Source organism: Mycobacterium sp., assembly GCF_032161845.1.
Taxonomy (GTDB): Bacteria; Actinomycetota; Actinomycetes; order Mycobacteriales; family Mycobacteriaceae; genus Mycobacterium.
This window is the reverse complement of record NZ_JAVRQA010000061.1, coordinates 1-25,844: the sequence shown is the minus strand read 5'-3', so window position 1 is coordinate 25,844 and position 25,844 is coordinate 1. Positions and strand designations below refer to the sequence as shown.

At 68.4% G+C, this 25,844-nt stretch carries 20 protein-coding genes; 12 read left to right on the top strand and 8 right to left on the bottom strand.

Annotation, left to right across the window (positions count from 1 at the left end):
• A partial coding sequence (locus QOD90_RS03735; RefSeq protein ID WP_526346800.1) for a MaoC family dehydratase occupies nucleotides 1-543 on the top strand: 543 nt, incomplete at its 5' end.
• A 5-nt stretch (nucleotides 544-548) separates the two neighbouring features.
• Here the strand turns inward: QOD90_RS03735 and QOD90_RS03730 are convergent.
• From QOD90_RS03730 to QOD90_RS03720, 3 genes are read right to left on the bottom strand one after another with little or no spacing between them, the layout of a single operon-like run.
• Nucleotides 549-2,372, bottom strand: coding sequence for an ABC transporter ATP-binding protein (locus tag QOD90_RS03730; protein ID WP_526346798.1), 1,824 nt, complete (start codon nucleotides 2,370-2,372; stop codon nucleotides 549-551).
• 10 nt (nucleotides 2,373-2,382) lie between these two features.
• A complete protein-coding gene (locus QOD90_RS03725; protein ID WP_526346796.1) occupies nucleotides 2,383-3,006 on the bottom strand; it encodes a TetR/AcrR family transcriptional regulator in 624 nt (207 codons plus the stop codon).
• A gap of 28 nt (nucleotides 3,007-3,034) precedes the next feature.
• Nucleotides 3,035-4,264, bottom strand: a complete 1,230-nt coding sequence (locus QOD90_RS03720; RefSeq protein WP_526346794.1) for a glycoside hydrolase family 3 N-terminal domain-containing protein — start codon at nucleotides 4,262-4,264, stop codon at nucleotides 3,035-3,037.
• A 35-nt stretch (nucleotides 4,265-4,299) separates the two neighbouring features.
• On the opposite strand from QOD90_RS03720, the gene QOD90_RS03715 reads away from it, so the two are divergent.
• Complete coding sequence (locus tag QOD90_RS03715; RefSeq protein WP_526346792.1) at nucleotides 4,300-5,790, top strand: serine/threonine-protein kinase; 1,491 nt, start codon at nucleotides 4,300-4,302, stop codon at nucleotides 5,788-5,790.
• A 2-nt stretch (nucleotides 5,791-5,792) separates the two neighbouring features.
• Here the strand turns inward: QOD90_RS03715 and QOD90_RS03710 are convergent, their stop codons facing one another.
• Nucleotides 5,793-6,104 carry a hypothetical protein gene (locus tag QOD90_RS03710; RefSeq protein ID WP_526346790.1) on the bottom strand — a complete coding sequence of 104 codons (312 nt, stop codon included), beginning with the start codon at nucleotides 6,102-6,104 and terminating at the stop codon, nucleotides 5,793-5,795.
• Between the two features lie 33 nt (nucleotides 6,105-6,137).
• Here QOD90_RS03710 and QOD90_RS03705 point away from each other — a divergent pair, with 33 nt between their 5' ends.
• Nucleotides 6,138-6,311 (top strand): DUF2613 family protein, encoded by a 174-nt coding sequence (locus tag QOD90_RS03705; protein WP_526346788.1) that lies wholly within the window; start codon nucleotides 6,138-6,140, stop codon nucleotides 6,309-6,311.
• A 4-nt stretch (nucleotides 6,312-6,315) separates the two neighbouring features.
• Nucleotides 6,316-10,632, top strand: a complete 4,317-nt coding sequence (locus QOD90_RS03700; protein WP_526346804.1) for an alpha-(1->3)-arabinofuranosyltransferase domain-containing protein — start codon at nucleotides 6,316-6,318, stop codon at nucleotides 10,630-10,632.
• Here QOD90_RS03700 and QOD90_RS03695 read toward each other — a convergent pair.
• Nucleotides 10,531-11,760 carry a glycosyltransferase gene (locus QOD90_RS03695; RefSeq protein ID WP_526346786.1) on the bottom strand — a complete coding sequence of 410 codons (1,230 nt, stop codon included), beginning with the start codon at nucleotides 11,758-11,760 and terminating at the stop codon, nucleotides 10,531-10,533. The two genes, QOD90_RS03700 and QOD90_RS03695, sit on opposite strands and share 102 nt — an antisense overlap.
• Before the next feature lie 104 nt (nucleotides 11,761-11,864).
• Between QOD90_RS03695 and QOD90_RS03690 the strand changes: the two genes are divergently transcribed.
• Nucleotides 11,865-14,954 (top strand): ATP-binding protein, encoded by a 3,090-nt coding sequence (locus QOD90_RS03690; RefSeq protein ID WP_526346784.1) that lies wholly within the window; start codon nucleotides 11,865-11,867, stop codon nucleotides 14,952-14,954.
• Between the two features lie 56 nt (nucleotides 14,955-15,010).
• Entirely contained in the window at nucleotides 15,011-16,006 is a 996-nt protein-coding gene (locus QOD90_RS03685) for a phosphotriesterase family protein (RefSeq protein WP_526346782.1), read from the top strand.
• A 14-nt stretch (nucleotides 16,007-16,020) separates the two neighbouring features.
• Here the strand turns inward: QOD90_RS03685 and QOD90_RS03680 are convergent, their stop codons facing one another.
• On the bottom strand, nucleotides 16,021-17,130 hold the full coding sequence (locus QOD90_RS03680; RefSeq protein ID WP_526346802.1) for an acyltransferase family protein: 1,110 nt from the start codon (nucleotides 17,128-17,130) through the stop codon (nucleotides 16,021-16,023).
• A gap of 198 nt (nucleotides 17,131-17,328) precedes the next feature.
• On the opposite strand from QOD90_RS03680, the gene pgfA reads away from it, so the two are divergent.
• Genes pgfA through QOD90_RS03665 form a run of 3 tightly spaced genes read left to right on the top strand, consistent with a single transcriptional unit; the run spans nucleotide 17,329 to nucleotide 21,064 of the window.
• Complete coding sequence (gene pgfA / locus QOD90_RS03675; protein ID WP_526346780.1) at nucleotides 17,329-18,534, top strand: cell envelope lipid trafficking protein PgfA; 1,206 nt, start codon at nucleotides 17,329-17,331, stop codon at nucleotides 18,532-18,534.
• Nucleotides 18,535-18,560: 26 nt separating this feature from the next.
• Nucleotides 18,561-20,273: an MmpA family trehalose lipid delivery protein gene (locus QOD90_RS03670; protein WP_526346778.1), complete on the top strand. Its 1,713-nt coding sequence runs from the start codon at nucleotides 18,561-18,563 to the stop codon at nucleotides 20,271-20,273.
• 5 nt (nucleotides 20,274-20,278) lie between these two features.
• Nucleotides 20,279-21,064 (top strand): hypothetical protein, encoded by a 786-nt coding sequence (locus QOD90_RS03665; protein ID WP_526346776.1) that lies wholly within the window; start codon nucleotides 20,279-20,281, stop codon nucleotides 21,062-21,064.
• On the opposite strand, the gene QOD90_RS03660 is transcribed toward QOD90_RS03665, so the two are convergent.
• Nucleotides 21,026-22,186, bottom strand: coding sequence for a glycosyltransferase family 4 protein (locus QOD90_RS03660; RefSeq protein ID WP_526346774.1), 1,161 nt, complete (start codon nucleotides 22,184-22,186; stop codon nucleotides 21,026-21,028). The genes QOD90_RS03665 and QOD90_RS03660 overlap by 39 nt on opposite strands.
• Before the next feature lie 100 nt (nucleotides 22,187-22,286).
• Here QOD90_RS03660 and QOD90_RS03655 point away from each other — a divergent pair, with 100 nt between their 5' ends.
• From QOD90_RS03655 to QOD90_RS03645, 3 genes are all read left to right on the top strand, one after another.
• Nucleotides 22,287-23,069: a class I SAM-dependent methyltransferase gene (locus QOD90_RS03655; RefSeq protein WP_526346772.1), complete on the top strand. Its 783-nt coding sequence runs from the start codon at nucleotides 22,287-22,289 to the stop codon at nucleotides 23,067-23,069.
• 55 nt (nucleotides 23,070-23,124) lie between these two features.
• Nucleotides 23,125-24,621 carry an aldehyde dehydrogenase gene (locus QOD90_RS03650; protein ID WP_526346770.1) on the top strand — a complete coding sequence of 499 codons (1,497 nt, stop codon included), beginning with the start codon at nucleotides 23,125-23,127 and terminating at the stop codon, nucleotides 24,619-24,621.
• A gap of 129 nt (nucleotides 24,622-24,750) precedes the next feature.
• Nucleotides 24,751-24,894, top strand: a complete 144-nt coding sequence (locus tag QOD90_RS03645) for a hypothetical protein (RefSeq protein WP_526346768.1) — start codon at nucleotides 24,751-24,753, stop codon at nucleotides 24,892-24,894.
• Here the strand turns inward: QOD90_RS03645 and QOD90_RS03640 are convergent.
• A partial coding sequence (locus QOD90_RS03640) for an acyl-CoA dehydrogenase C-terminal domain-containing protein (protein WP_526346766.1) occupies nucleotides 24,891-25,844 on the bottom strand: 954 nt, incomplete at its 5' end. The genes QOD90_RS03645 and QOD90_RS03640 overlap by 4 nt on opposite strands.

The window sequence follows — 25,844 nt, the reverse complement described above, 5'->3', positions numbered from 1 at the left end:
ATCAGCGTCAACGATGTCGTCGGTGTCAAGGTGCACGCGGAGAACCTCAGGGAACACCGCAAGGGTCTACTGGTCGACCTCGTCACCGATGTCAGCGTCGGCAATGACACCGCGTGGCACCAGGTGACGACCTTCCTGCACCAGCAGCGGACCAGCCTGTCCGGGGAACCGAAGCCGGAGCCGAAGAAGCAGCAGAAGCTGCCGCCGCCGAATGCGGTGCTGCACATCACCCCCGGGCAGATCCGCCACTACGCATCGGTCGGCGGCGACCACAATCCCATCCACACCAGCTCCATCGGGGCGAAGCTGTTCGGCTTCCCGACGTCGATCGCGCACGGAATGTTCACCGCCGCAGCCGTATTGGCCAACATCGAGGGGCGGCTCCCCGACGCCGTCAAGTATTCGGTGCGGTTCGGCAAGCCGGTGCTGCTGCCCGCCCGCGTAGGCCTTTACGTGGATCGTGTGACCGACGGCTGGGACCTGTCCCTGCGCAACCTCAGCAAGGGCTACCCGCATCTGACGGGATCGGTGCGCGCGCTCTAACTCCCCTACCCGACCGCGACGTTCTGCGCCTCGTACAGCCGCCTGTAGAGCCCGCCCTCGGCGATCAGCGTGCGGTGGTCGCCCTGTTGCGCGATCCGGCCATGCTCGATGACCAGGATGCGGTCGGCCACCGCGGCGATGAAGTCCATGTCGTGGCTGATCACCAGGCACGTACGGTCGAGGGCATAGCCGCGGATCACGCCAGTGAGCCGCGCCCGCTGGTCGGCGTCGAGATTCTCGGTCGGCTCGTCGAGCAGCAGTACCTCGGGTTTGCGTAACAGGCAGCGCGCCAAGGCAATCAGGCGCTTCTGCCCACCCGAGGGCACCTGAACGTCGACCACCGTGTCGTACCCGGCGGGCATCTTCTTCGGGTCGACGATGACGGAGTGGACGTTGGCCCGTTCACAAGCCTCTTCGACGTCGGCGTCGCTGGCGCCGGGGCGGGCCAAGCGGATGTTCTCGCGGATCGTGTCCTTGGTGAAGAAGGGGAACTGAGCGAGTTTGGACACCTGGTCGCGCAGCGAGGTGATCGTCACCTCGTCGATGGGGTGACCGTCGAGCAGGATCCGGCCCCGTTGCGGATCCAGGAACCGCAGCAGGAGGTTGTACACCGTCGACTTGCCCGATCCGATGCCACCGACCAGCGCCACCGTCTCGCCCTCGGCTATCGAGAACGTCAGCCCGTCGAGCACCTTCTGCGCGGGGTCGTAGCCGAAGGCGACGTCTTCGAACACCAGGTTTCCGTGGACGTCCCCGAGCGCGACGGCAGCGGGGCTCTCCTCCACCGAAGGGCGGGTGTCGAGCAGTTCGTAGGTCGACGCGGCGCTCGGCGCGACCGACTGATATGTGGTGTAGGCACCCATGACTCGTTGCGCCGCACCGAACATCGTGGGGACCATGCCCGCGAAGACCATCAGGCCGGCGAACGTCAGGCCGAAGTGCGAACTGAAGCCGATGCCGACCAGCAGCACCACGACGGTGCTCAGCGCGATGAACACCTGAGATCCGTTGGCGGTGCCCTGCATCCACATCACGGCGGAGGCATCGCTCTTCGCGGCTTCGTCTGAGACCTCATGAAAGCGCTTGCTGCGCAACGCCTCCGCGTTGAACAACTGGATTTCGGCGATGCCACTCACCGTCTGCTCGAGCTCGGCGCCCATCGCCCGATCCGCATCCATCGTCCGTCGCACCGCGGCCTGGACGTAGCGTCCGGCGTACTTCAGCACCAGCAGGGCCACCGGCGTGAGGATCAGCGCGGCGATCGTCATCTGCCACGACAGCACCGCCAGGTAGCAGACTGCCGCAAGAAGCACGATCGAGTCGATCAGTGGGGGCATCAGGCAGTCGGTCAGAAGTCGTTGCACGCCAGTGGATTCCACCGTGACCCGGTGCATCAGCGCTCCGCTGCGGGAGGCGGTGAAGAAATCGAGCGACAGCAACTGGAGATGGTCGTGGACTCGTTGCCGGATGTCGGTCACCAGCACCCGCTCGACCTTCGTCCCGACCCAGGCGTTGACCAGGTACATCAGCTGCGTCAGCACCAACGCGACGGCCCAGACGGTCAGGAGGATCGCAAATGGCACCGCACCCGCGACGTCGCTGAGCGGTCCATCGGTGCGGGCGACCAGCGGGCCGCTCATATCCCATACCCCGCTGAGGTTTCCGGTCGTGCCCGCGTCGGCGACGACCTGCATCATGGGACCGAAGGCGGCGGCCGAGAGATAGGGCAGGGCGGATGCGATCCCGCCGATGACGAACAGTGCCGCGATCGAGCCGCGGACCGCGGGCAGCATGGCGAGACTGCGCCTGATGAGACGATCCGACCTCATGCGCCGAAGGCTAGCCGGTGACTGCGGGAACCGCCTGGGTATCGGCGGGTCTGCCCTTGAGGCCGCGCCAGAACAGGTTGATCATCAGTTCGGCGGCTTCGTGAACGTCGGTGTCGCCGGTGCTGACCCTGGTTGCCACGGCCTCACCCGCGCCTACCAGCGCGACCGCCATCATGTCGAAGTCGGTGTCGGGGCCGGGGTTTCGCGTACCGGACTGCAGCAGTCCGCCGACGAGGTCGACGATGCGGTCACGGCCCTCGCGCACCGTGTGAGCGAAGGCCTGCGAGCTGGTGGCCTGGGTGTACAACACCATCCACGACGCGCGATTGGTGTCGATGTAGCTGAGGAACGCCACCACGGCGTTGCGCAGCAATTCCCTGGGGCTCGCGCTGAAGTCGATGTCCGAGCGCACCGTGTCCACGAACCGACCCAGTTCGCGGTCGAGGCAGGCCCCGAACAACTCTTCCTTGGAGCCGTAATAGAGGTACAGCATGGGCTTCGAGATCTCGGCCTGCGCGGCGATCGCGTCCATCGAGGTCTCGTGATAGCCGTTCACCGAGAACATCTGTACCGCGGCGTCGAGCATCTGCTGCTCGCGCACGGCGCGGGGCAACCGCTTCGTTCCGCCTGCCATCAGGTCAGCCTAGGCAATCGACGGCGTTTCAGCCCCCGCAAAGTGGACTCTTTCCCTTGAGCGCGGCGATTCGCAGCACTGAGGCGTCGACGTTCTTCATGTCGAGATCGCCCGATTCGACGGCGCCTTCCAGCGCGTCGAGCACGCCGGGAACCTCGTCGGTGGTGATCCACAGCGCTATGTCGGCGCCCGCCTGCAATGCCTTGAGGGCGGCCTGAGCGACGGTGTAGTGCTGATTGATGGCGCCCATACTGGAGATGTCGTCGGTGAACACCACCCCGGTGAACGGCAGGCCGCCATAGCCGCCGGCGCGCAGCAGACCGTAGGCGGCCGGGCTCAGGCTTGCCGGGTCGCTTCCGGTGAGTCCGGGGACCTGCATGTGGCCGACCATCACCGCGGTACCGGGCAATTGGGAGAGTTCGCGATAGGGAACCAAGTCGTCGGTCATCAGATTGGACAGCGGCGGAGTCACCACGCCGCCCTGGTGCGAGTCACCGGACGCGTGGCCATGGCCGGGAAAGTGCTTGAGCACCGGGGTGATTCCCGCTTCGAGGAGCCCGCGCGCGTAGGCACCCGCGTACTCGGTGACCTTCTGAGGATCGGCGCTGAAGGACCGGTCGCCGATCACGGTGTCGTCGTCCTGGTCGGACACGTCGGCGACGGGCGCGAAGTCGACGGTGATGCCGAGATTCTTCATCGCCTGGCCGCGCTTGAGGGCGAGGTCGTGCACGTCCTGCGGAGACAGCGTCTGGCCGAGAACCCGGGCCGATGGCTGCACGCCGATGATGGTCTTGAGCCGGGAGACCCGGCCACCCTCCTCGTCGGTGCTCACCGCCAGCGGCAGCGGACCTGCCGACGCGGCGATCTCCTTGAGCGGATCGCCAAGCATGGTCAGGTCCGTCCAGCTGCCGATCATGATGCCGCCGACGTGGTGCTTCGCCACGACCGCGCGGGCGTCGTCGGCACCCGTGACGCCGACCATCAGCAGCTGGGCGAGCTTGTCGCGCGTGGCCATGGCCGCCAGCAGCGCGTCGCCATCTCCGCAGGCGGGTGGCTCCGGTGGCGGCAGCGGGGCCGAGCTGGCCGTCGCGCTCGACGTCGACGACTCCGCACTGGTCGAGCCACCGCGGTGCTTGACGAAGTACACGCTGGCCACCGCGACGATGGCGATGGCGATGACGGCGAGCACTATCGAAACGACGGTCCTGCGTTGGCTTGGGCCCTTCGAATCTTCTTTTGCGTCACGGGCCAGCGGCATGCGCCGAATCGTAGCGGCTGGGTAATCTGCCGAACATGTCGCTGCGACCCGGGGACGTCTTCGCGGGCTACACCGTGGTCCGCCGGCTCGGTGGGGACCCCGACGGCGAGGTGTATCTGACCGCCCATCCGCGAACGCTCCGGCAGGACGCCTTGCGGGTGCTGCCCGCATCGGTGTCGGCGGACGAGCCGTTTCGGGCCCGCTTCCAGCGGCGTGCCGACATGGCGGCCACACTGTGGCACCCACACATCGTCGGCGTTCACGAACACGGCGAATTCCAGGGTCAGCTGTGGCTGGCGATGGACTTCGTCGACGGCACCGACGCCGCCTCGCTGGTGCGCGACAGGTACGACACCGGCATGCCCGCCGACCAGGTCCTCGACATCGCCACGTCCATCGCCGACGCGCTGGACTACGCGCACGCGCGGCGCTCGGAGCACGGCGACGTCACGGCGGCCAACATCCTGCTGACCGGCGATCGGCGTCGGAGCGTCCTGCTGACGGACTTCGGCATCCCCCGACGCGAGGACGAGACCGACCCCCGAGCCGACCAGTACGGCCTGGCCGGCACGGCGTACCACCTGCTGAGCGGGTCGCCGCCGGCGTCGCCGCCCGTCCCGCTCGGCGACACCCGACAGGACCTGGCCGCGTTCGACCCCGCGCTGATGCGGGGGCTGGCAGCCGACCCGCGGCAGCGATTCGAAGCCTGCCTGGACTTCGCGGCCGCGCTGCGGGACGCCGCGACCGCCGCCACGAAGGCGTACCGGGTCGTCGACCCCGCGGCCCACGCACCGACCGAACACCTGGCGAATCCGACGACGGGATCGGGACTGCCCGAAGTCTTCGTCGCTGCCTGGTCGGCCGAGGAGCCGACACCCGAGACCCAATTCGAGCCCGAGTTCGCTCCGACGATGGCGGCCAGTCAGCTGGCGGACCCGGGTCCGTCCTACCCGCCGCCACCGCAACCCGAGGGCCCCTTCGAGGCACCTCCCGACGAGGAGGGCGCCACGCCAGCGGGACGGATCTGGGCCTTCACCGGCGTTGCCGTGCTCATCGCCCTGATCGTCGTGCTGGTGGTCGTCGTCACGCGCGGCGGGAACGACGACCACGCCGGTCCGAGTGCCTCGGCATCGTCCAGCGGCGCGCAACCTTCGGCGCCGGCCGCCGAACCCCCGACGACCGGGGTGGGGGGTCGGCCGCGGCCCGCCTCGATCCGGGGTGCCGATCCGACCGGTGAGGACTGTGAGGGCGGTTTTCAGATCACCGGTCAGGCGGGCTGGGCCAGCCAGGGGGTTCGCGGCAGCGAGGCAGCGACCTGCTCCTTCGTCGGCAGCGTGCTGAAGGCGTACTGGAACGTCGCCGATCCGAGCCGCGAATCGCGCAGCGTCGTCGCCAAGGGTGCGATCCCGTGCGCGGCGGGGGCAGCCTGCGTCGGTGACGACTTCTTCGTCACCTGCTCGGCGGAGGGCGCCGATCCGTGGATCACCTGCCGCGGTGGCCGCGACGCCATCGTGATTCTGTACTGACGTCAGTCCGGCGGACTACTCCAGACGTTGCGCCGATGCTCGACGCCGCGCCGTTCGAGCCAGCTGCTCTCCCCCTCGGTCATGACGTCGTCGACCCGCGCAACGACGGCCCGCAGTACGTCGGCCTCGTCGTCGACGTCGAGGGCCCGTCGCAGCGCCGCGAACTGCTCGGGAGCCACCGTGACGAAGTACTCGTAGCCGTGACCCGGCGTGCCGAAGGCCGCCACGTCGTCTCCGTGGAACTCGAGCGAACCATCGGCCGCGTAGCCGACCATGACGACGCACGACTCGCTTCTCCAGAACAGTTCGGACATCGTCTGATTGTCGCTGGGTGCTACCTTGGCCGAGTGGAACGGTTCGTCTTGCCCGCTGCGGCCAGCATCGTCGTCGGACTGTTGCTCGGTGCCGCTGCCATCTTCGGCGTGACGCTGATGGTCCAGCAGGACACGAAGCCGCCGCTGCAGGCGGGCGACCCGGGGTCCTCCGTGCTCAACAGGGTCGAGTACGGCGACCGGACATAGTCCCCTGCCCGCTGAACCTGCTGAACCCCTGAGCCGCCGTTGGCTGTGGCTCGTCGCAGCCGTCGCACTGGCGCTGACCTTCGCTCAGGCGCCAGGACAGATCTCCCCGGACACCAAGCTCGACCTGACCGCCAACCCCCTGCGGTTTCTGGCCAGGGCGGCGAACCTGTGGAACAGCGACCTACCGTTCGGGCAGGCGCAGAACCAGGCCTACGGCTACCTCTTCCCGCACGGCGCGTTCTTCCTCGGGGGTGACCTGATCGGGCTGCCCGGCTGGGTGACGCAGCGGCTGTGGTGGGCACTGCTGCTGGCGGTGGGGTTCTGGGGCGTACTGCGACTAGCCGAGGCTTTGAACATCGGCAGCCCGACATCGCGGGCCATCGCCGCGCTCGCGTTCACGCTGTCGCCGCGGGTGCTGACGACGCTCGGCGCGATCTCGTCGGAGACGCTGCCAATGATGCTGGCGCCGTGGGTGCTGTTGCCGGTGATCTTGGCGCTGAGGGGAGCCGGCTCGCTGCGGGTGCTGGCGGCTAGGTCTGCGTTGGCAGTTGCGCTGATGGGCGCCGTCAATGCGGTGGCCACCCTGACGGCCTGCCTCGCCGCGCTGATCTGGTGGGCGGCACACCGACCGAACAGGCTGTGGTGGCGGTTCACCGCCTGGTGGGCGTTGTGCGGGGCGCTCGCCGTGACGTGGTGGGTGGTCGCGCTGCTCATGCTCGGCCGGATCAGCCCGCCGTTCCTCGACTTCATCGAATCCTCCGGCGTGACCACGCAGTGGTTGTCGCTGGTGGAGGTGCTGAGGGGGACGTACAGCTGGACGCCGTTCGTCGCGCCCAACGCGACCGCGGGGGCGTCGCTGGTCACGGGTTCGGTCGCCGTGCTGGCGACGACGTTGGTGGCCGCGGCGGGGATGGCGGGCCTGGCCATGCGGTCGATGCCCGCGCGGGGCCGCCTGATCGCGATCCTGCTCGTCGGCATCGCCCTCCTGGCCGTCGCCTACTCCGGTGGCCTCGGAAGTCCGTTCGCCCACTACGTGCAGGCCTTCCTGGACGCCGACGGCACGCCACTTCGCAACGTGCACAAACTCGAGCCGTTGATCCGGCTGCCGCTGGTGCTGGGCGTCGCGCACCTGCTGTCCCGCGTTCCGCTCCCCGGCAGCGTCCCTCGGCGGGAGTGGCTGCAGGCGCTGGCCCATCCCGAACGCGACAAGCGCATCGCCGTCGGTGCAGTCGTCCTGGTGGCGCTGACGGCGGCCACCTCGTTGGCGTGGACCGCGCGACTGGCCCCACCCGGCACGTTCACCGCGATTCCGCAGTATTGGCACGATGCCGCGGACTGGCTCGACGAGCACGATCGATCGCCAGGAGGGCAGGAGCGAAGCGACCCGGGAATGACCCAGCCGGGTCGGGTGCTGGTGGTTCCCGGCACACCGTTCGCGACGCAGGTCTGGGGCAACAGTCACGACGAGCCGCTGCAGGTACTCGGCGACAGCCCGTGGGGGGTGCGTGACTCGATTCCACTGACGCCGCCGGCCACCATCCGCGCGCTCGACTCGGTGCAACGCTTGTTCGCCGCGGGCAGACCGTCCGCAGGCCTTGCCGATACCCTTGTTCGGCAAGGCATCTCCTACCTCGTCGTGCGCAACGATCTCGACCCGGAGACCTCACGCTCGGCCCGTCCGCTGCTGGTGCACCGCGTCGTGGACGGTTCGCCGGGGCTGACGAAGGTCGCGCAGTTCGGCGATCCGGTCGGCCCAGGCACGCTAGCGGGATTCATCACCGATAGCGGGCTGCGACCCCGCTATCCAGCAGTCGAGATCTACCGGGTCGACGGCGCAAAACCGTTGCGCCCGTACCTCACCGACACCGACGCGATGGCCCGCGTCGATGGCGGCCCCGAAGCGCTGCTGCGGATCGACGAACGGCGTCGCCTGCTCGGCCAGCAGCCGCTCGGTCCGATGCTACTGACGGCCGACGCCCTCGCCGCCGGACTGCCCGCACCCGTCGTCACGGTCACAGACTCTCCAGTCTCTCGCGAAACCGACTACGGCCGTGTCGATGACCATTCGTCGGCCGCGCGAGCGCCCGACGACACCAGGAACACGTTCAACCGCGTCATGGACTACCCCGCGGGTGACGCCGCCACCGTCTTCGGCCGCTGGCCGGGCGGCAGGCTGTCCGTGTCGAGCTCCGCGGCGGACTCCACGGCGCTGCCCAACGTCGCGCCTGCGGCAGGCGCAGCGGCAGCCATCGACGGGGACCCGGCGACCAGCTGGGTGTCCAACTCGTTGCAATCGGCTGTGGGCCAATGGCTTCAGGTCGACTTCGACCACCCGATCGCCAACGCAGCGTTCACCATCACCCCGAGCGCCACCGCCGTCGGCGCGCAGGTGCGGCGCATCGAGGTCTCCACCGCCACCGGCACCAGCACCCTGCGTTTCGATCAGGCGGGCAAGGCGTTGTCGGCGGCGCTTCCGATCGGTGAGACGCCGTGGGTGCGGTTCACTGCCGTGGCGACCGACGACGGCTCCCCCGGTGTCCAGTTCGGCATCACCGACTTCACCATCACCCAGTACGACGCGTCGGGCTTCGCTCAGCCGGTCAGCCTCCGTCACACCGTCGACGTTCCCGCGCCACCGCCGGGTTCTGCTGTCGCACAGTGGGATCTGGGATCAGAACTGCTCGGGCGCCAGGGTTGCGCGGACGGCCCCGACGGGGTGCGGTGTGCCGCCACGATGGCCCTGTCCCCCGAGGAACCCGTCAACCTCAGCCGCACGCTGTCGATACCCGAGGCGACGACGGTGACGCCGACGGTCTTGGTGCGTGCCAGGCAGGGCCCCAACCTCGCCGACCTGATCGCCCAACCCGGCACCGCAAGAACACTCGGGGACGCCGACGTCATCGACGTACTCGGCTCCGCCTACGCGGCAGGCGACGGCGACCCGCGGACGTCGTGGACCGCCCCGCAGAACATCGTGCAGCACCGGACCGCAGCCAATCTGACGCTGAAGCTGCCCCGCCCGACGGAGGTCGCGGCGTTGCGGCTGACGCCGAGTCCTTCTGAGTTGCCAGCACACCCGACGAAGGTCGCGATCGACCTCGGGGACGGCCCGCAGGTGCGGACACTGCGGCCCAACGACCAGCAGACCGTGCCGCTTCACCCCAACGTGACCGACACCGTGAAGATCTCCATCCTGGACTGGAACGACGTAATCGACCGTACTGCACTGGGTTTCGACCAGGTCAAGCCACCGGGGCTGGCCGAGGTCACCGCGCTCGACGGGAGGGGCACCCCGATCGCCGCCCCCGACGCCGCGCGGAACCGGACTCGCACGATCGCGCTCCCGTGCGGCAAGGGCCCGATCATCGGCGTCGCCGGGCAGTTCGTCCAGACATCGGTGAACACCACGGTCGGCGCGCTTCTCGACGGCGAGCCCATCGCCGCCACGCCGTGCGGGCGGCGGACGATCGCGTTGCCCGCGGGTGAGCAGGAGCTGGTGATCAGTCCCGGCCCGGCGTTCGTCGCCGACGGCGTGCAGCTGGCAGGCCCACTGGCTGCGACATTGCCCAGCGCTCCAACGACTTCCACGCAGACCACGCAGTGGCAGCCCGACCACCGCCAAGTCGACGTGCCCGCGTCGGACGTGCAGCGCGTGCTGGTGGTGCCCGAGAGCATCAACCCCGGTTGGACGGCTCGGGCGGCGGACGGCGCCGTGTTGAAGCCGATCACGGTCAACGGCTGGCAGCAGGGCTGGATCGTGCCCGCGGGTGTCTCGGGCACCATCACTCTCGACTTCGCCTCGAACACGGCGTACCGGGTTGGCCTCTTCGGCGGCCTAGCCCTGCTTCCCCTGCTGTTACTGCTCGCGTTCGGCCCAGTCCGGCGCGAGTCGGTTTCCGACGAGCCGCCCCGGCCCTGGCAACCAGGACCGGTCGGCGCCGGCGCGGCGGTGGTCGCCGTCGGGTTCGTCGTCTCGGGATTCGTTGGCGCCGTGGTGGTCGGCGCCGCGATCGGGCTGCGCCATCTACTGCGGGCACGGGAAGAGCTGTCCAACCGGGTCGCGCTCGGTGCCAGCGCGGGCGGACTGATCCTTGCGGGCGCCGTGCTCAGCCAATATCCCTGGCGATCGGTCGACGGTTACATCGGTCACGCCTGGGGCGTGCAACTGCTGGCGCTGATCTCGGTCGGCATGCTGGCGGCGTCGGTGGTGCCGATCCGACTAGGCGGTCAGCAACCGGCTCTCGAGGACATCGGCGCCGCGGCGGACGCCGCCGGTCGCGACGAACCCCTCGGCGACGCGACGAGCCCCCTCGGTCATTGAGATCGCCTGCAGTGTCTTGGCCTTCAGCCGCGAGGCCGTCAGCCGGCGCGCGGGAAGCCGGGTCCCACAGCCTGCGACCTCGACGCGCCGGGCGACCTCGAACTGGTCGCGACCGTGCGGCACGACACACACCGGCACACCCCGCCCCAATGCCTTCTGTGTCCCGCCCATACCGCCGTGCGTCACTGCGCAGACCGCTCGGTCCAGAACCGCGGCATGCGAGACGAATTGGACGGCCGAGGCATTGGCAGGCAACGCGATTCCTGGTGGCACCCCGGCTGGGAACGTGGCGACGACGTGGACCGGCTGGTCGGCAAGGGCTGCTACGGCAGTGATACCCAACGCCGCATCGTCCTGCCGCTCGGAGGACATCGTCACCAGAATCAACGGTCCCTCGATGTCGTCCAGCCAGGCCGCACCGCCGGCGGGGGACGGATCGAATTCACACGGCCCAATCATGTGCAGTCGACCTGAGGCATCGGACCGCGGATAGTCGAACGGCGGAGCGCTGGCCACCAGCATCAACGGGGCGCGCTGCAATAGGTCGTCTACCGAATCTGCTCGACGCAAGCCCATTTCGCCTCGGAGGTCGTTGACCGCCGGCAACATCAACGTGGTCAGTTGGCCGGTGACCACTGGATCCAGCAGACGGTCACGAACCCGGCCTGCCAGTCCGGCCCACGGTCGAAGCCCTGGACCGAACGGGGGGATCCCAGGTGACCGCAGATAGGGAAAGTACGGCCAGAACGCGAGCCACGGGACGCCCGACGCTTCGGCGGCAACCGCGCCACCCCAACAGTTCGCATCGACCACGATGGCATCGGGGCGAGTCACCTGGATCGCCATCCGAAGGTCGTCGACCTCCAGCGCCGCCCGCTCGGCGAACACGCCGAACGCCACCTTCAAGGCCGGCTTCCCCGTCTTGACCTTCCAGTCGGTCATTTCGATCGCCTCGATGCGACTGTCTATCGGGTCGGCGACACAGCCGGTGCTGCGTGCCACCGGAACGCCGGAGGCGAGCGTGCGTACGTCGACGTGATGACCGCGCTGGACCAACTCGCTCAGCAGCGCGCACATCGGGGAGAGATTTCCGAGTGCAGGCGAGGTGTAGGCAAGGATGTTGGACATCGGATCGCCCCCTCCGGGTGAGCCCCTTTGGGCCGATCATCCTCCCGCCGCACACCTCCTGTCCTAATCTTGATCAATCCTTCGGCCGACGGGGGGTCCAACCGATGGCGGCAGGGCAGAGTTCGTGTGGGACTTGCGGAACCGAACCTCGGGTCGGTGCCCGATTTTGTGACGCGTGCGGTGCGCCGATCGCCCAGATCGAACCGGCCACCGAGTACAAGCAGGTCACCGTTCTCTTCGCCGACGTCGTCCGGTCGATGGATCTGGCGGCGACCCTCGACCCGGAGCGGCTGCGCGAGGTCATGGCCGAACTGTTCGCCCGATGCGGGGCCGTGGTACGACGTTTCGGCGGCACGGTCGACAAGTTCACCGGCGACGGAATCATGGCGCTGTTCGGAGCACCCGTCGCCCTTGAGGATCATGCGACCCGTGCGTGCCTTGCCGCATTGGAGATACAACGCCACGGGATGGCATACGCGATGCGGGTCGGGCTCGACTCCGGCGAGGTGGTGACGGGTCAAATCGGTTCGCATCCAACGAGTTACACCGCGGTAGGTGCCCACGTCGGGATGGCACAGCGGATGGAGTCAGTGGCTCCGCCCGGCGGTGTGATGATCTCCGAAGCGACGGCCCGACTCGTCGCGAACACCGCCGTCTGCGGCGATCTGCAGATGGTCGAGATCAAGGGCTCGACCGCGCCGGTGCCTGCCCGGCTTCTGATCGCCGTCGACGGCAGACGGTCCGGGCCCGAGGGCCGTGACTCCGCACTCATCGGCCGGGGTCGGGAAGCCGCCGTCATCGAAGGATTGCTCGAACGCGCTGACGCCGGGGAAGGCTCGGTAATCGGAATCGCAGGCCCGGCAGGGATCGGGAAGAGCCGTGTCGCAGGCGAGGTGGCCCATTCGGCACGGAAGCGCGGCATGCGGATCTTCTCGACGTATTGCGAGTCCCACGCGAGTGACATCCCCTTCCACGTGGTCGCTCGACTCCTCCGAGACGTCTTCGCCATCGCAGACCTCGACGATGCCGGCGTGCTCGAGCAGCTTCTCACCGTGCCCGCCACCTCGGCGGGCCCCGCGGTGTCGGGTGACGCCCGCCGCCGTCGCCTCTCCGAGGTTCTGAGCGACGCCCTGGCTGCGCAGCCCACTCCGACGGTCGTCATCGTGGAGGATGCGCACTGGCTGGACGATGCCAGCGAAGCCATTCTCGCCGATGCCTTTGCCGTGGTGACCCGCACCAGAGCGCTGGCCGTCGTCACCCACCGCCCCGAGTACCACGGCGCACTCCTTCGAACGCGGCGGTTCCACCCCCTCCCGCTGGCGCCGCTCGACCATTCGGAGTCATCGGTATTGGCCGCAGCGCTGCTGGGACCGGATCCGTCGGTGCATGCCCTCACCGATCAAATCGTTTCGAGGGCCGCGGGCAATCCGTTCTTCGTTCACGAGATCGTTCGCGATCTTGCCGATCGCAAGGTCGTCGAGGGCCAAGCCGGCGCGTACGTCCACCGCGGCGACCCAGCTGAGGTCACGGTGCCGGCAACGCTGCAGGCCGCCATCGCCGCGCGCATCGATCGTCTGTCGGCGAGCGGCAAGCGGACCCTGAACGCCGCGGCGCTGATCGGTTCTCAGTTTGGCGCGGACCTCCTGGCAACGCTTCTCGAAATGGACCGGAGTGCAATTCCGATCGCCGAACTGGTCGAGGCCGAGCTCGTCGATGAAATCGCCTCGCCAGCAACCGAGTACGCATTTCGGCACCCGCTGATCCGCGCCGTCGCGAGCGAATCGCAACTGAAGGCCGTGCGGACCCGTCTGCATCGCCGGCTGGCCGAGGCCATCCGACTCGGCGCCACGGGCGACGCCGACGACAACGCGGCTCAGATCGGCACTCACCTGGAGGCGGCGGGCGACCTCCGAGATGCCTACGACTGGTACATGCGCGCCGGGACGTGGTTCACCAATCGCGACATCGGCGCCGCGCGAACCAGCTGGCGACGAGCGCGCACCGTGGCCGATCAGCTGCCGCCCGACGAGACCGACCGAACCTCGCTGCGCATCGTTCCGCGTTCCCTGCTCTGCGGCAGTGCCTGGCGAGCGGGCGCGAGCCTGCCGGAAACCGACTTCGACGAACTGCGCGAACTCTGCGTGACCGCCAGCTCACGAATTCCTCTGGCGATGGGCATGGCGGGCAGGATGGCGGGCCTCTCGCTGAACGGGCGCGGGCTGGAGTCGAGTCGACTGGCCCCGGAGTACGTCGCACTCGTCGACGCGATCGATGATCCGACCTTCGCGGTCGGTTCCCTGTGGGCCGCCATACACGCCAAATACGAGGTCGGTGCCATGACGGAGGTAGACCACCTGGCCCAGCGGGTCATCGACCTGGCCGACGGCGATCCGACGAAGGGCAACTTCCTCACCGGGTCACCGCTGGCCTTCGCGACGGCAATGCGAGGCATCGCCCGATGCTGTCGTGGCCACGACGGCTGGCGCGCCGACTTCGACGAGGCCAACGCGATCGCCCGCGAGGTCGACCCGACGACGTACGTGTCGACGGTGATGTTCAAGTACTCGGTGGGGATGGCGGTTGGCGCGTTGGTGGCCGACGATACGGCGCTGCGCGAGACACGCGAGGCCCTGGACATTGCGCGGGACTGCAGCGAGGACCTGGCCCTCGGGCTAGCCCAACTGGCGCGTGGCCTGACTCTGGTCCACACCGGGAGGGCCGACGACCGAGTCGCGGGCCTCGAGCTGCTTACGCAGGCGCGGACGCTTGCCGACGAGCAGAGATCTTGGTTGACCGAGGTGCCGATCATCGATGCCGAACTGGCCGCGGAGTCGGCTCGAGCGGGCGATCTCGACGGCGCCATCGAGCTGGCCCGGTGCGTCGTCGATGACGCCATCGACGCATGCGCACCCCTCTATCTGGGGAGGGCGGTGACCGTCCTCGTCATGTCACTGTTGAGACGCGGCGCCCATGGCGACGTCGTCGAGGCTCGTGCGGCGGTGGATCGCGTCGCCGCGTGGACCGACGGTCTCGACACGGTCCACCACCAGCTGCCGTTGCTGAGATTGCGCGCCCTGCTGGCCCACCAGGCCGGAGACGTACCCGGTTACCGCAGGCACGCAGAGCAGTACCGAACGATGGCAGAGGGACTGGGCTTCGTCGGTCACATGGCATCTGCACGGGATCTGACCTGAACAGAAGTTCATCGGAAATCCGTCCCCGACAAGGGATTCCGCCGTAACATGACGACATGGTCGCTAGCGTGAATGGATCAAGGGTCAACACCGCGGCCGGCTCGATCGGCGCCACCGAACTCGGCGTGACACTCATGCACGAGCACGTGTTCATCATGACCACCGAGATCATGGAGAACTATCCCGAGGGCTGGGGCGACGGGGCCAAGCGCGAAGCCGACGCGATCGTGCGGCTCAACGAACTCAAGGCCCGGGGTGTCGACACGATCGTCGACCTGACGGTGATCGGCCTCGGGCGCTACATCCCCCGCATCGCCCGCATCGCCGCGGCGACGGAGCTGAACATCGTCGTCGCCACGGGTCTCTACACCTACAACGACATCCCGATGTACTTCCACTATCTGGGACCCGGCGGCGCGCTCGGCGGCCCGGAGATCATGACCGACATGTTCGTCCGCGACATCGAGCAGGGTATCGCCGATACCGGCGTCAAGGCAGCAATCCTCAAGTGCGCCACCGACGAACCGGGCGTGACGCCGGGTGTCGAGCGGGTGCTGCGGGCCGTCGCCAAGGCCCACCGGCAGACCGGGGTTCCCATCTCGACCCACACGCACGCGGCGACCAGGCGGGGTCTCGAGCAGCAGCGGATCTTCGCCGAGGAAGGTGTCGACCTGAGCCGCGTCGTCATCGGCCACAGCGGAGACACCACCGACATCGCCTACCTCGAGGAGTTGATCGCCGAAGGGTCCTATCTCGGCATGGACCGGTTCGGGGTCGACGCGTTCCTGGGCTTCGAGGACCGCGTCGCCACCGTGGCGACGATGTGCGAGCGGGGCCATGCCGACAGGATGGTGTTGTCGCATGACGCCTCTTGCTATTTCGACGCACTCCCCGAGGCGACACTGCCCGTCGCGCTACCCAACTGGCACTACCTGCACATCCACGACGACGTGCTCCCCGCGCTCAGACGACGGGGCGTCACCGAGGAGCAACTGACCACCATGCTGGTCGACAACCCGCGCCGAATCCTCGCGACCAAGGGCGGTTACTGACGTGGTTGCTGGCGTCAGCGCGCGACGGCAGGCTCGGGCGAATCAGTGACCGAACTGTCCAATGGTGTCACGTCATGCCTTGTCTCCCAGCGCCGCAACGCATTACGGCACGGTGACTCGACGAGCGCATAACTGACCGCAGCGATCGCGAAGCCGAACACCAATGTCAACGCCAGTACCACCGGCATGTGCCCGTTGAACGGGAACTCCCCGATGACGGGGAAGACCATCGCCAACGCCGCGAGGTGCCAGACGAACAGACCGTAGGACCACCGCCCGAGCGTCACCATCGTCGTGCTGCCGAGGAAGCGGTGCGACGTACCCGGTGGATCGAGCACCAGCGGGGCCAGCAGCGCGCCCGCGACCACCGCGCCCATCGACACCTTGATGAGGAATTCCCCCAGCGTGCCGGGTGCAAGACCGGCGGGGCCGGCAAGCGGCGACGCGGCGAGGCCGAAGGCGGCGAGCGCGATGACCGCCATCAGGACCCGGCGCCGCGCCAGTCGGTGCGGCCATCCCACGGGGCTGACGGTCAGTTCGGCAATCAGCATGCCCGCGGCGAACCAGGAGAAGAACGCGGGCGGCCACGTCAGTGGGTTCACGCCGAACGGCACGGAGAAGGGGATCAGCCCCCAGGCGAAGCTGGCCAGCGCGACGCCAACGACGGCAGGTATCCGGGCCCGCACCGGCAGTCGCCGTGCCAACAGCGCCAGGATCGGCAGCGCCAGATAGAAGCTGACCTCGACGGACAGACTCCACATCTGGGTCAGTCCGGACGTCAGCGTCAGCGGCACGTAGATCTGGGTCAGTGTCAGGTTGGCCAGCCACACCGTCAGGTCGGCGTCGGCGTCGGGGAAGAGGGTGAGAATCACCACTACGGCCACCAGGTAGCCCGGCATGATGCGCACGATCCTGGAACGCAGGTAGTGGCCCGTCGGAGGGGTCTGCCGCAGACCGCGTGCCGCCGCGGCGTGACCGCGCCACAGCAGGAACCCCGACAGCGCGAAGAACACGGCGACGGCCAGATCGAAGCGTCCGAGCAGGCGGCCCGTGCTCCACGTCGTGTGCCCCGTCTGGAAGCCGACGTGGGTGATCACCACCCCGATCGCGGCGCAGGCGCGCATGCCCTCGACGGCGGGCAGGAAGCTGCGCGTGCCGGACACCTCCTCGCTACCACTCACGGCGACCAGTGTGCCCGATGACCTTGTACTGAGCACCGGTGTCTTGGCTGCCTGTTAGGGTCGAGCAGGTTTGCCCCAGGGGGCTTCCCGGCAGGTGACGGCGCGGGTTGGCGCCGTCTCGCGACGAGAAGGAGGCACGGTTTGAACCGCGCTGTGGCGCTGCGTATCGCGGCGTGCGGTCTCATGGGCCTCGGTGCCGCCCTGTTGATCGCGGCTCTGCTGCTGTCCACGTACACCAAGGGCAAGATCGCGAAGATCCCCCTCGACATCGACACCACCCTGGTCAGTGACGGCACCGGAACGGTCTTCGACCCGGCCTCGCTGAACAGTCAGAAGTTCGTGGTGGACAAGAACGCGCCCGTCTCCTTCCAGCAGCAGATCAGCGTCGAGGCGCCCTCGAACGCCGACGTCGTCACCCTGCAGGTCGGCAACACGGTGCGCCGTACCGACAAGCAGCAGGACAATGGCCTGCTGCTCGCCCTGGTGGACACCGTCACGTTGGACCGCAAGACCGCGCTGGCCGTGTCCAGCGACACCAACCCCGGCGGTTCGGTGCAGAAGCCTCGCAGCATCGACGACCCGCAGCCACCGACCAGCGTCGCGCTGCCACACGAGGGGCTGGCGTACCGCTTTCCGTTCGACACCGAGAAGAAGACCTACCCGTTCTTCGATCCAATCGCCCAAAAGGCGTACGACGCCAACTACGACGGTGAAGAAGACGTCAACGGGCTGAGCACCTTCCGCTTTACCCAGAACGTCGGATACGACTCCAACAACAAGCTGGTCGATCCCGTCAAGTACGCCTCGCTGTACGGCGACGACGCGGACAGCGTGGTCTCCGCGCGGGCCCTGCTGTGGGGGCTGCCCGGCGACCCCGAAGAGCAGATCACGATGACCCGCTACTACGCCGCGCAGCGCACCTTCTGGGTCGACCCGGTTTCGGGCACCATCGTGAAGGCCGAGGAGCACGGCTTCCACTACTACGCCCGCGATGCCCTCAAGCCCGAGGTGACCTTCGCCGATTACAAGGTCACCTCCAACGAGGAAACCGTCGAGGCGCAGGTGGCCAGTGCCCGCGACGAGGGCGACGTGGTCGCCCTGTGGGGCCGCATCCTGCCGATCACGTTCACGGCCCTCGGCTTGTTGACCCTGGTGGGCGGCGTGTTGCTCGGATCGTTCACGCTGCGCGCCGAGTCCGCGCTCATCGATCCCGGTCTCGACGACACCGGCCACGGATTCTTCGGCAGGCGCCCGGCCGATACCGGCCCCATGCCCGCCGCGGAGGCCGCGACCGAGAAGATACCCACGCAGCGGCCGTCCGACCTGCCTCCGGACCGACCGGTCTGACCGCTCGATTCCTCCGCTGTTGGGCGGTGCCCGCCTACACGCTGGCACTGTCCTTGGCGGTGACGGCGCCACTGCTGGCGCCGGGCTATCTGCTGCTTCGTGATGCGGTGTCCACGCCGCGGGCCTACCTGACCGATGCCGCGCTGGGGCTCACGGACGCGGCGCCTCGGGCACTGCCTCAGGACTTCGCCGTGGCGCTGGCGTCGCACGTCGTCGACGGCGGCATCGTCGTCAAGCTGCTGTTGATCGTGGGTCTGTGGCTCGCGGGCTGGGGCGCCGCCCAGCTCGCCGGCGTCGTGGTCCCCGCCGCTGGGCTGCCCGGCCAGTTCGTCGCCGCGACGCTCGCGATCTGGAATCCCTATGTCGCAGAACGTCTTCTGCAAGGGCACTGGAGTCTCCTCGTCGGTTACGGCTGCCTGCCGTGGATCGCCGCCGCAGTGTTGCGGCTGCGCGCCGGTGCTGGGGGTCCCCCCGCTTGCGGGGGAGAGCGAAGCGACCCGGGAAGGTTTTCCGGCGACGGCGACTGGTGGCCCGTACTGTTCTGGACCGCGCTCGCCGGGCTGACCCCGACCGGGCTGATGCTTGCGGCGGCCGTGGCGCTGGTGAGCTGTGCCGCCCCTGGCGCGGGTCGCTCGCGACGGCGGTGTGCGGCGGTTTCGCTCGGCGCCGCAGTTCTCGGCGCGCTGCCGTGGCTCGTCGCCCCCCTGCTGGCCGGATCGCTGTCGCTGACGCAAGCGGCCGGCGTGCCTCAGTTCGCCGCCAGGGCCGAGCCGGGCCTCGGCACGCTTCTGAGCGTCGCCGGCCTTGGCGGAATCTGGAATGGTCAGGCGGTGCCTGGTTCCAGGACAACGCTTTTCGCAGTCGTCGCGACCGTCGTGCTGCTAACGGTGGTTGGGGTGGGCCTGGCGACGGCGGTGCGCTATCCGGCGGCGCGCCCCTTGCTGGTGCTGGCTGGGGTCGCAGTGGTTGCGCCCGCCCTGATGGCGACGGGCCCTGGCTTGGCCGCGGTCGAGGCCGTGGTCCGGGCGGTGCCTGGACTCGGCGTGCTGCGCGACGCGCAGAAGTGGGTCGCGCTGGCGCTGCCGGCCTACGCGGTGGCAGGCGCGGCGGCGGTTGTCACCCTGCAGCGCCGGGTGCCGCAGGTCGTCACCGCGGCGGTGTGCTGCCTGGCGCTGGTGGCGGTGCTGCCCGACCTGGCGTGGGGCGTGGGCGGGAAGGTGACCCCGGTGCGCTACCCGGCCGGTTGGACGGCGGCGGCCGCCCTCCTCAATGCCGATCCCCGGCCGGTCGCGGTGCTGCCCGCCGACAGCATGCGCCACTACCCGTGGGCCGGCGACGCACCAATCCTGGACCCGCTGCCGCGCTGGGTTTCCGCCGACGTGTTGACCACCGGCGACCTGGTCATCGGCGGGCAGACGGTGCCCGGCGAAGGGAAACGCGCGCGCGAGGTCGAACGCCTGTTGCAGTCCAGAGCGGGTGCCGACGAGTTGGCCAGAGCGGGCGTCGGCTGGGTAGTGGTGGAAGGCGGCATCGAAAACGGCACAGAGCCCCCGCTCGCGCTGCCAGTTGCCTTCGCCGACGACGACCTCACCGTCTACCGGGTCGGCGGCCAGCATCCTGGCGCGGCGCACCGTGACTTGATGATCGCCGCGCACCTGGTCTGGTTGGCGACGCTGCTCGCGGGCGCCGTCGGCATGCTCGGGACTGCGTTGCGACGGCGCCGCAGTGAGGTCTACTAGGCACCATGGGTTGGCTCAGCGATTGGTGGCAGCACGAGGTCGTGCACGGGCACAAGGGACCGCTGCTCCTGAGCTTCACCGCCTTCGTGGTGACGTTCGTGACCACTCGCACCATCACGCGGCTGATCCGGGCAGGCAAGGGACCGTTCCACAACGTCAGCAGCGGTGGCGTGCACATGCACCACTCGACGCCCGGAATCGTGCTGCTCATCGTTGGCGGTTTCACCGGGATCGGCGCACCGCCGCTGTCGGTGTGGACCTACCTCGCCGGGTTACTGGTCGGAGTGGGTGCCTCGCTGGTACTCGACGAGTTCGCGATGATCTTCCGACTGCAGGACGTGTACTGGTCGCAGGAGGGGCAACTGTCGGTCAACGTCGTGACGTTGGCCGCCGCATGCGTCGGACTGGCGACGGTCGGGGTATCCCCGGTCGACGATCTGCCGCCCGAGGTCGCCGCGGTGCGCTACGCCGCAGTCGCGGTCTTGCTGCTCAACTTCGCCCTCGTCGCGATCACGGCGCTGAAGGGCAAGTACCCCACCGCGTTGCTTGGCCTCTTCGTCGGCCCCGTCGCGTGGGTGGCCGCCACGCGATTGGCGCGACCGACGTCGCCGTGGGCACGCAGACGCTACCGCCCGGCCAAGCGAGCCCGTGCGGTCCGGCGGGCAGCCGCGTTCGACGAACGCTGGGCTCCCGTTCGGCGGCATTGGGACGACTTCATCGGTGGCACACCGACACTCGCCGACCCGCCGGAGCTAGAGCACTCCGCTGATCAGCCTGCCCTCGACCACTGATTCGAGGACGACGCGCATCGCGTCGGCGCTCAGCGACCAGGAGAATTCGCCGCTGCGGACCTGAGCCTTCGTGCCGAGTTGCTCACGCAGCACGCCGTCGGACAGCAGCTGCTTCAGGCCCGACACCAACTCGGCGTGATCGTCGACCAGCAGGCCGGTGACGCCGTCGACGATCGAATCCGTCAGCCCGCCCGATGACCGGTATCCAATGGTCGGCACGGCGTGCTGAGCCGCCTCGACGACCGCGAGCGCCCAGCCTTCCTTGCGCGACGGCAACACGTGCACCCAGCACCTTTGCAGCACTTGATGTTTCGTGAAGTCATCGACATGACCATGAAAGGTTACGTGGTCGGCGATGCCCAGGTTCGACGCATGCGCGACGAGACGTTCGTGCCACCAGCCGCCACCGACGACGTCCAGGCGCAAATCCGGTGTCTGTGGCAATAATTCGGCGACCGCGTCGAGCACGTCCTCGATCTGCTTGTGCGGCACCAAGCGGGAGAGGACGGCCACCCGCGGGGTCTCGGACCGCGGAAGCGTCAACGTATCGGCGGGCGCCTCGTCCAACCCGTTGCGCACCACCGCGACGTGGTCGGGATTCACGCCGAGGTCGGCGAGATCGCGGGCCGACGGCAGCGACACCGTGACGTACTGGTTGTCGCGGTGCAGGAGCGGCGAAAGGGTGGACTCGATGAACCAGCCAAGTCGGCTCATGAGCGGGCCTGCGACCGGCCACTGCTCGCGGTGGCAGTGGTGGACCAGGAGCACCGATCGTCGCCCGAACGCCAGCCGCGCCAGGAACGGCACACCGTTCTGACTGTCGATCACCGCGTCGGGTCGCACCCGCCGCAACGGGCCGATTCCGACGCGTGCCCCCAGCATCGCCAGCCCAGCCAGGACGTACACGCTGTAGCGGCCACCGCCGCGGCTGATGGTGATGCCGTCGAGCACCTCGCGACGCGGGGCACCCCGATAGCGGGCGGTTCGCAGGGTGACGTCAATGCCGTCGGCCGCCAGTTGGCTGCCGATCCGCTGGAGATAGGTTTCGCTGCCGCCGCCCTGAGGGTGCCCGGTGTCGCGCCAACACAGCAGCAAGACACTTCGGAGGGCGTGGGCAGACATTGCGACCAGCTTAAGCCCCGCGCGAATGACCAGTCATCGCACGCTTCTGGCCGTCCTGCGCGACATAACCGGGCCACTCGGCGCTGGATAGGGTTGTCCGGTGTCCGCTACCGCCGCCTTCGCCAGGCAGGCCACCCTGACGCGCTCGGTGCGGCTGCTCGGCCAGTTCCGCTTCGAGCAGTCCGATCCGGCCCGGTTCTACGGAGCCCTTGCCGACGACACCGTCGCCCTCGTCACCGCGTTGATCGGCTCCGACCCGGCCGGACGCACGTTGCTCGACGTCGGCGGGGGGCCCGGCTACTTCGCGGCTGCGTTCGGTGCCGTTGGCATGAATTACGTCGGCGTTGAGCCGGATCCGAACGAGGCACACGCCGGAGCCGCGCTGGCGGCGACATCCACCACGAGCCCGGCGGGTGAGCGGGGTACTGGCAGCTTCGTCCGCGCCTCGGGCATGGCGCTGCCATTCGCCGATGACAGCGTGGACGTCTGCCTGTCGTCCAACGTCGCCGAGCACGTCCCCGACCCGTGGCGGATGGGGCGCGAGATGTTGAGGGTGACCAGGCCGGGTGGGTTGGTGGTGTTGTCGTACACGGTGTGGTTGGGCCCGTTCGGCGGCCACGAAATGGGGTTGACGCACTATCTCGGTGGCGAACGCGCCGCCGAGCGGTACACCCGTCGGCACGGTCACCGGCCGAAGAATGACTACGGCTCGTCGTTGTTCGAGGTGTCGGCTGCCGACGGTCTCGAGTGGGCGGCCAGCACGGGCGCGTTGATCGCCGCATTCCCCCGCTACCACCCGCGATGGGCCTGGTGGATGACGCGGGTGCCGGTGCTCAGGGAGTTTCTGGTCAGCAACCTGGTGCTGGTGTTGCGTCCGACCTGAACCACTGAACTGCAACAGGTTCTCGTTTGGCCGTTCGATGGGTAATGTGACGCCCATGACACAGAGCACTGCCACCGAGACACCCGCCGCGGCAGCGGCTTATCGCACACAGTGGGACAAGCTGTTCATCGGCGGCAAGTGGGTCGAGCCGTCCACCTCCGAGGTCATCGAAGTGCACTCGCCCGCCACCGGCGAGCTGGTCGGCAAGGTGCCGATGGCGTCGGAAGCCGACGTCAACGCCGCCTGCGCCGCCGCCCGCAAGGCGTTCGACGAGGGACCGTGGCCACACACCTCACCCGAGGAGCGGGCCGCCGTTCTCGGTGCCGCCGTCAAGTTGATGGAGGAGCGCGCCGACGAGCTGAAGTTCCTGCTGGCCGCCGAGACGGGCCAGCCGCCGACCATCGTCGACATGATGCAGTACGGCGCCGCGATGTCGTCGTTCAACTACTACGTCGGCGCCGCGGACAAGTTCACCTGGCAGGACATTCGCGACGGCATCTACGGCCAGACCCTGGTGCTCAAGGAGCCCATCGGCGTCGTCGGGGCCGTCACCGCATGGAACGTCCCCTTCTTCCTGGCCGCCAACAAGCTCGGCCCCGCCCTACTGGCCGGCTGCACCGTCGTGCTCAAGCCCGCATCCGAGACCCCGCTGTCGGTCTTCGCGATGGCGGAGATGTTCGCCGAGGCCGGGCTGCCCGAGGGCGTGCTCTCGATCGTGCCCGGCGGCGCCGAGACCGGCCGCGCGCTGACGGCAAACCCGGAGTTGGACAAGTTCACCTTCACCGGCAGCTCGGGCGTCGGCAAGGAGGTCGCCAAGATCGCGGCCGAGAAGCTGAAGGCCTGCACGTTGGAGCTCGGCGGCAAGTCGGCGGCGATCATCCTCGAGGACGCGGATCTCGACTCGACGCTCCCCATGCTGGTGTTCTCCGGCCTGATGAACTGCGGGCAGGCCTGTGTCGGTCAGACCCGGATCCTGGCGCCGCGGTCCCGCTACGACGAGGTCGTCGAGAAACTGTCGGCCGCGGTCGCGGCGATGCCGATCGGGTTGCCCGACAACCCCGGCGCCATGATCGGTCCGCTGATCTCCGAGAAGCAGCGCGAACGAGTGGAGGGCTACATCAAGAAGGGCGTCGAGGAAGGCGCCCGGATCGTGACCGGCGGCGGCCGCCCCGAGGGGTTGGACAGCGGCTGGTTCGTCGAGCCGACGGTGTTCGCCGACGTGGACAACTCGATGGTCATCGCGCAGGAGGAGATCTTCGGCCCGGTGCTCGCCGTCATCCCGTTCGACGACGAGGACGACGCCGTCCGCATCGCCAACGACTCGGCGTACGGACTGGCCGGAAGCGTGTACACGACCGACTTTCCGAAGGCGTTGGAGATCGCCAAGAAGATTCGGACCGGCACCTACGCGGTCAACATGTACGCGTTCGACCCCGGTGCGCCGTTCGGTGGTTACAAGAACTCGGGCATCGGCCGCGAGAACGGGCCGGAAGGCATCGAGGCGTACTGCGAGTCCAAGAGCGTGCTGTTGCCCTTCGGCTACACGCCGTAGCGCGTCCGGGCGACCGCGAGCTCACGAAAGTTCGTCGCCAAAAAGTGAGTGAATCGAGGTGCTTCGGTACTCCTACCTAGTGAGCGCGGCCCATCAGGGCGGGGCCACCCACTGTGTAGGAGACCGAGCATGTCCGATCCCGATATGCCCAATCGTTGGCTGATCATCGCGACCATGGTGCTCGGCGTCGCTGCTCTCGGCGCATTCTCGGCCGTGGCGCCCGACGACCTCGGGACCCCGGCGGTGCAGCACAGCCAGGCGACGACCCGCTAGAACGCCTCTTCCTCGAGTTCCATCGCAGCAAGGTCGGTGGTCTCGATCGCCCGTCGTTCGGCACCGAGCCGTGGCAGCACGTTCATCGCGAAGAACGTTGCGGCCGTGACCTTTCCCCGATAGAAGGCGCGGTCGCGGTCGGACGGCTGACTGTCGAGCGCCGACAACGCGATCTCGGCGTGCCACAGCAACAGCCAGCCGATCAGCAGGTCGCCGACGGCGAGCAGGAACGGCACCGACTGCAGCCCAACGCGATACACCTGGCGAGGATCGGTGCTTGCCTCCACGAAGTATCCCGTGAGGGCGGCGATCATGGCGCGCACGTCGGCTGCGGCCGTCGCCAGCACGGCCCGGCACGCCGCCAGTTCGGGGCGGCCATCGGGCCGCTCGACGAAGTTTCGGACCTGGCCCATCACGTGGTCCATGGCCACCCCGCGGTCGCGCGCGATCTTGCGGAAGAAGAAGTCCTGCGCCTGGATCGCGGTGGTGCCCTCGTACAGCGAGTCGATCTTCGCGTCGCGGATGTACTGCTCGATCGGATAGTCCTTCAGATAGCCCGAACCACCCAGGGTTTGAAGCGATTCGGACAGATACTGATACGACCGTTCGGACCCGACGCCCTTGACGATCGGCAGCAGCAGGTCGTTGACGCGTCCCGCGACGTCGGCATCGGCGCCCGAGACGAGTTCGGCGGCGACGTCGTCCTGGTGCGCCGCGGTGTAGAAGTAGAGCGCCCGCAGTCCCTCCGCGTAGGCCTTCTGCATCAGCAACGATCGACGGACGTCGGGGTGGTGCAGGATGGTCACCTTCGGCGCCGACTTGTTGGTCAGCTGCGTCAGATCGGTGCCTTGGACGCGCGTCTTCGCGAACTCCAGTGCGTTCAGATAGCCGGTCGACAGGGTGCTGATCGCCTTGCCGCCCACGGCCATTCGGGCGAATTCCATGATCTT

Excerpts from the sequence above, each read along its gene's own strand:
- QOD90_RS03730 (WP_526346798.1), bottom strand. The coding sequence starts at position 2,372 with ATGAGGTCGGATCGTCTCATCAGGCGCAGTCTCGCCATGCTGCCCGCG.
- QOD90_RS03725 (WP_526346796.1), bottom strand. The coding sequence starts at position 3,006 with ATGGCAGGCGGAACGAAGCGGTTGCCCCGCGCCGTGCGCGAGCAGCAG.
- QOD90_RS03720 (WP_526346794.1), bottom strand. The coding sequence starts at position 4,264 with ATGCCGCTGGCCCGTGACGCAAAAGAAGATTCGAAGGGCCCAAGCCAA.
- QOD90_RS03715 (WP_526346792.1), top strand. The coding sequence starts at position 4,300 with ATGTCGCTGCGACCCGGGGACGTCTTCGCGGGCTACACCGTGGTCCGC.
- QOD90_RS03710 (WP_526346790.1), bottom strand. The coding sequence starts at position 6,104 with ATGTCCGAACTGTTCTGGAGAAGCGAGTCGTGCGTCGTCATGGTCGGC.
- QOD90_RS03695 (WP_526346786.1), bottom strand. The coding sequence starts at position 11,760 with ATGTCCAACATCCTTGCCTACACCTCGCCTGCACTCGGAAATCTCTCC.
- QOD90_RS03690 (WP_526346784.1), top strand. The coding sequence starts at position 11,865 with ATGGCGGCAGGGCAGAGTTCGTGTGGGACTTGCGGAACCGAACCTCGG.
- QOD90_RS03685 (WP_526346782.1), top strand. The coding sequence starts at position 15,011 with ATGGTCGCTAGCGTGAATGGATCAAGGGTCAACACCGCGGCCGGCTCG.
- QOD90_RS03680 (WP_526346802.1), bottom strand. The coding sequence starts at position 17,130 with ATGCGCGCCTGCGCCGCGATCGGGGTGGTGATCACCCACGTCGGCTTC.
- QOD90_RS03665 (WP_526346776.1), top strand. The coding sequence starts at position 20,279 with ATGGGTTGGCTCAGCGATTGGTGGCAGCACGAGGTCGTGCACGGGCAC.
- QOD90_RS03660 (WP_526346774.1), bottom strand. The coding sequence starts at position 22,186 with ATGTCTGCCCACGCCCTCCGAAGTGTCTTGCTGCTGTGTTGGCGCGAC.
- QOD90_RS03650 (WP_526346770.1), top strand. The coding sequence starts at position 23,125 with ATGACACAGAGCACTGCCACCGAGACACCCGCCGCGGCAGCGGCTTAT.
- QOD90_RS03645 (WP_526346768.1), top strand. The coding sequence starts at position 24,751 with ATGTCCGATCCCGATATGCCCAATCGTTGGCTGATCATCGCGACCATG.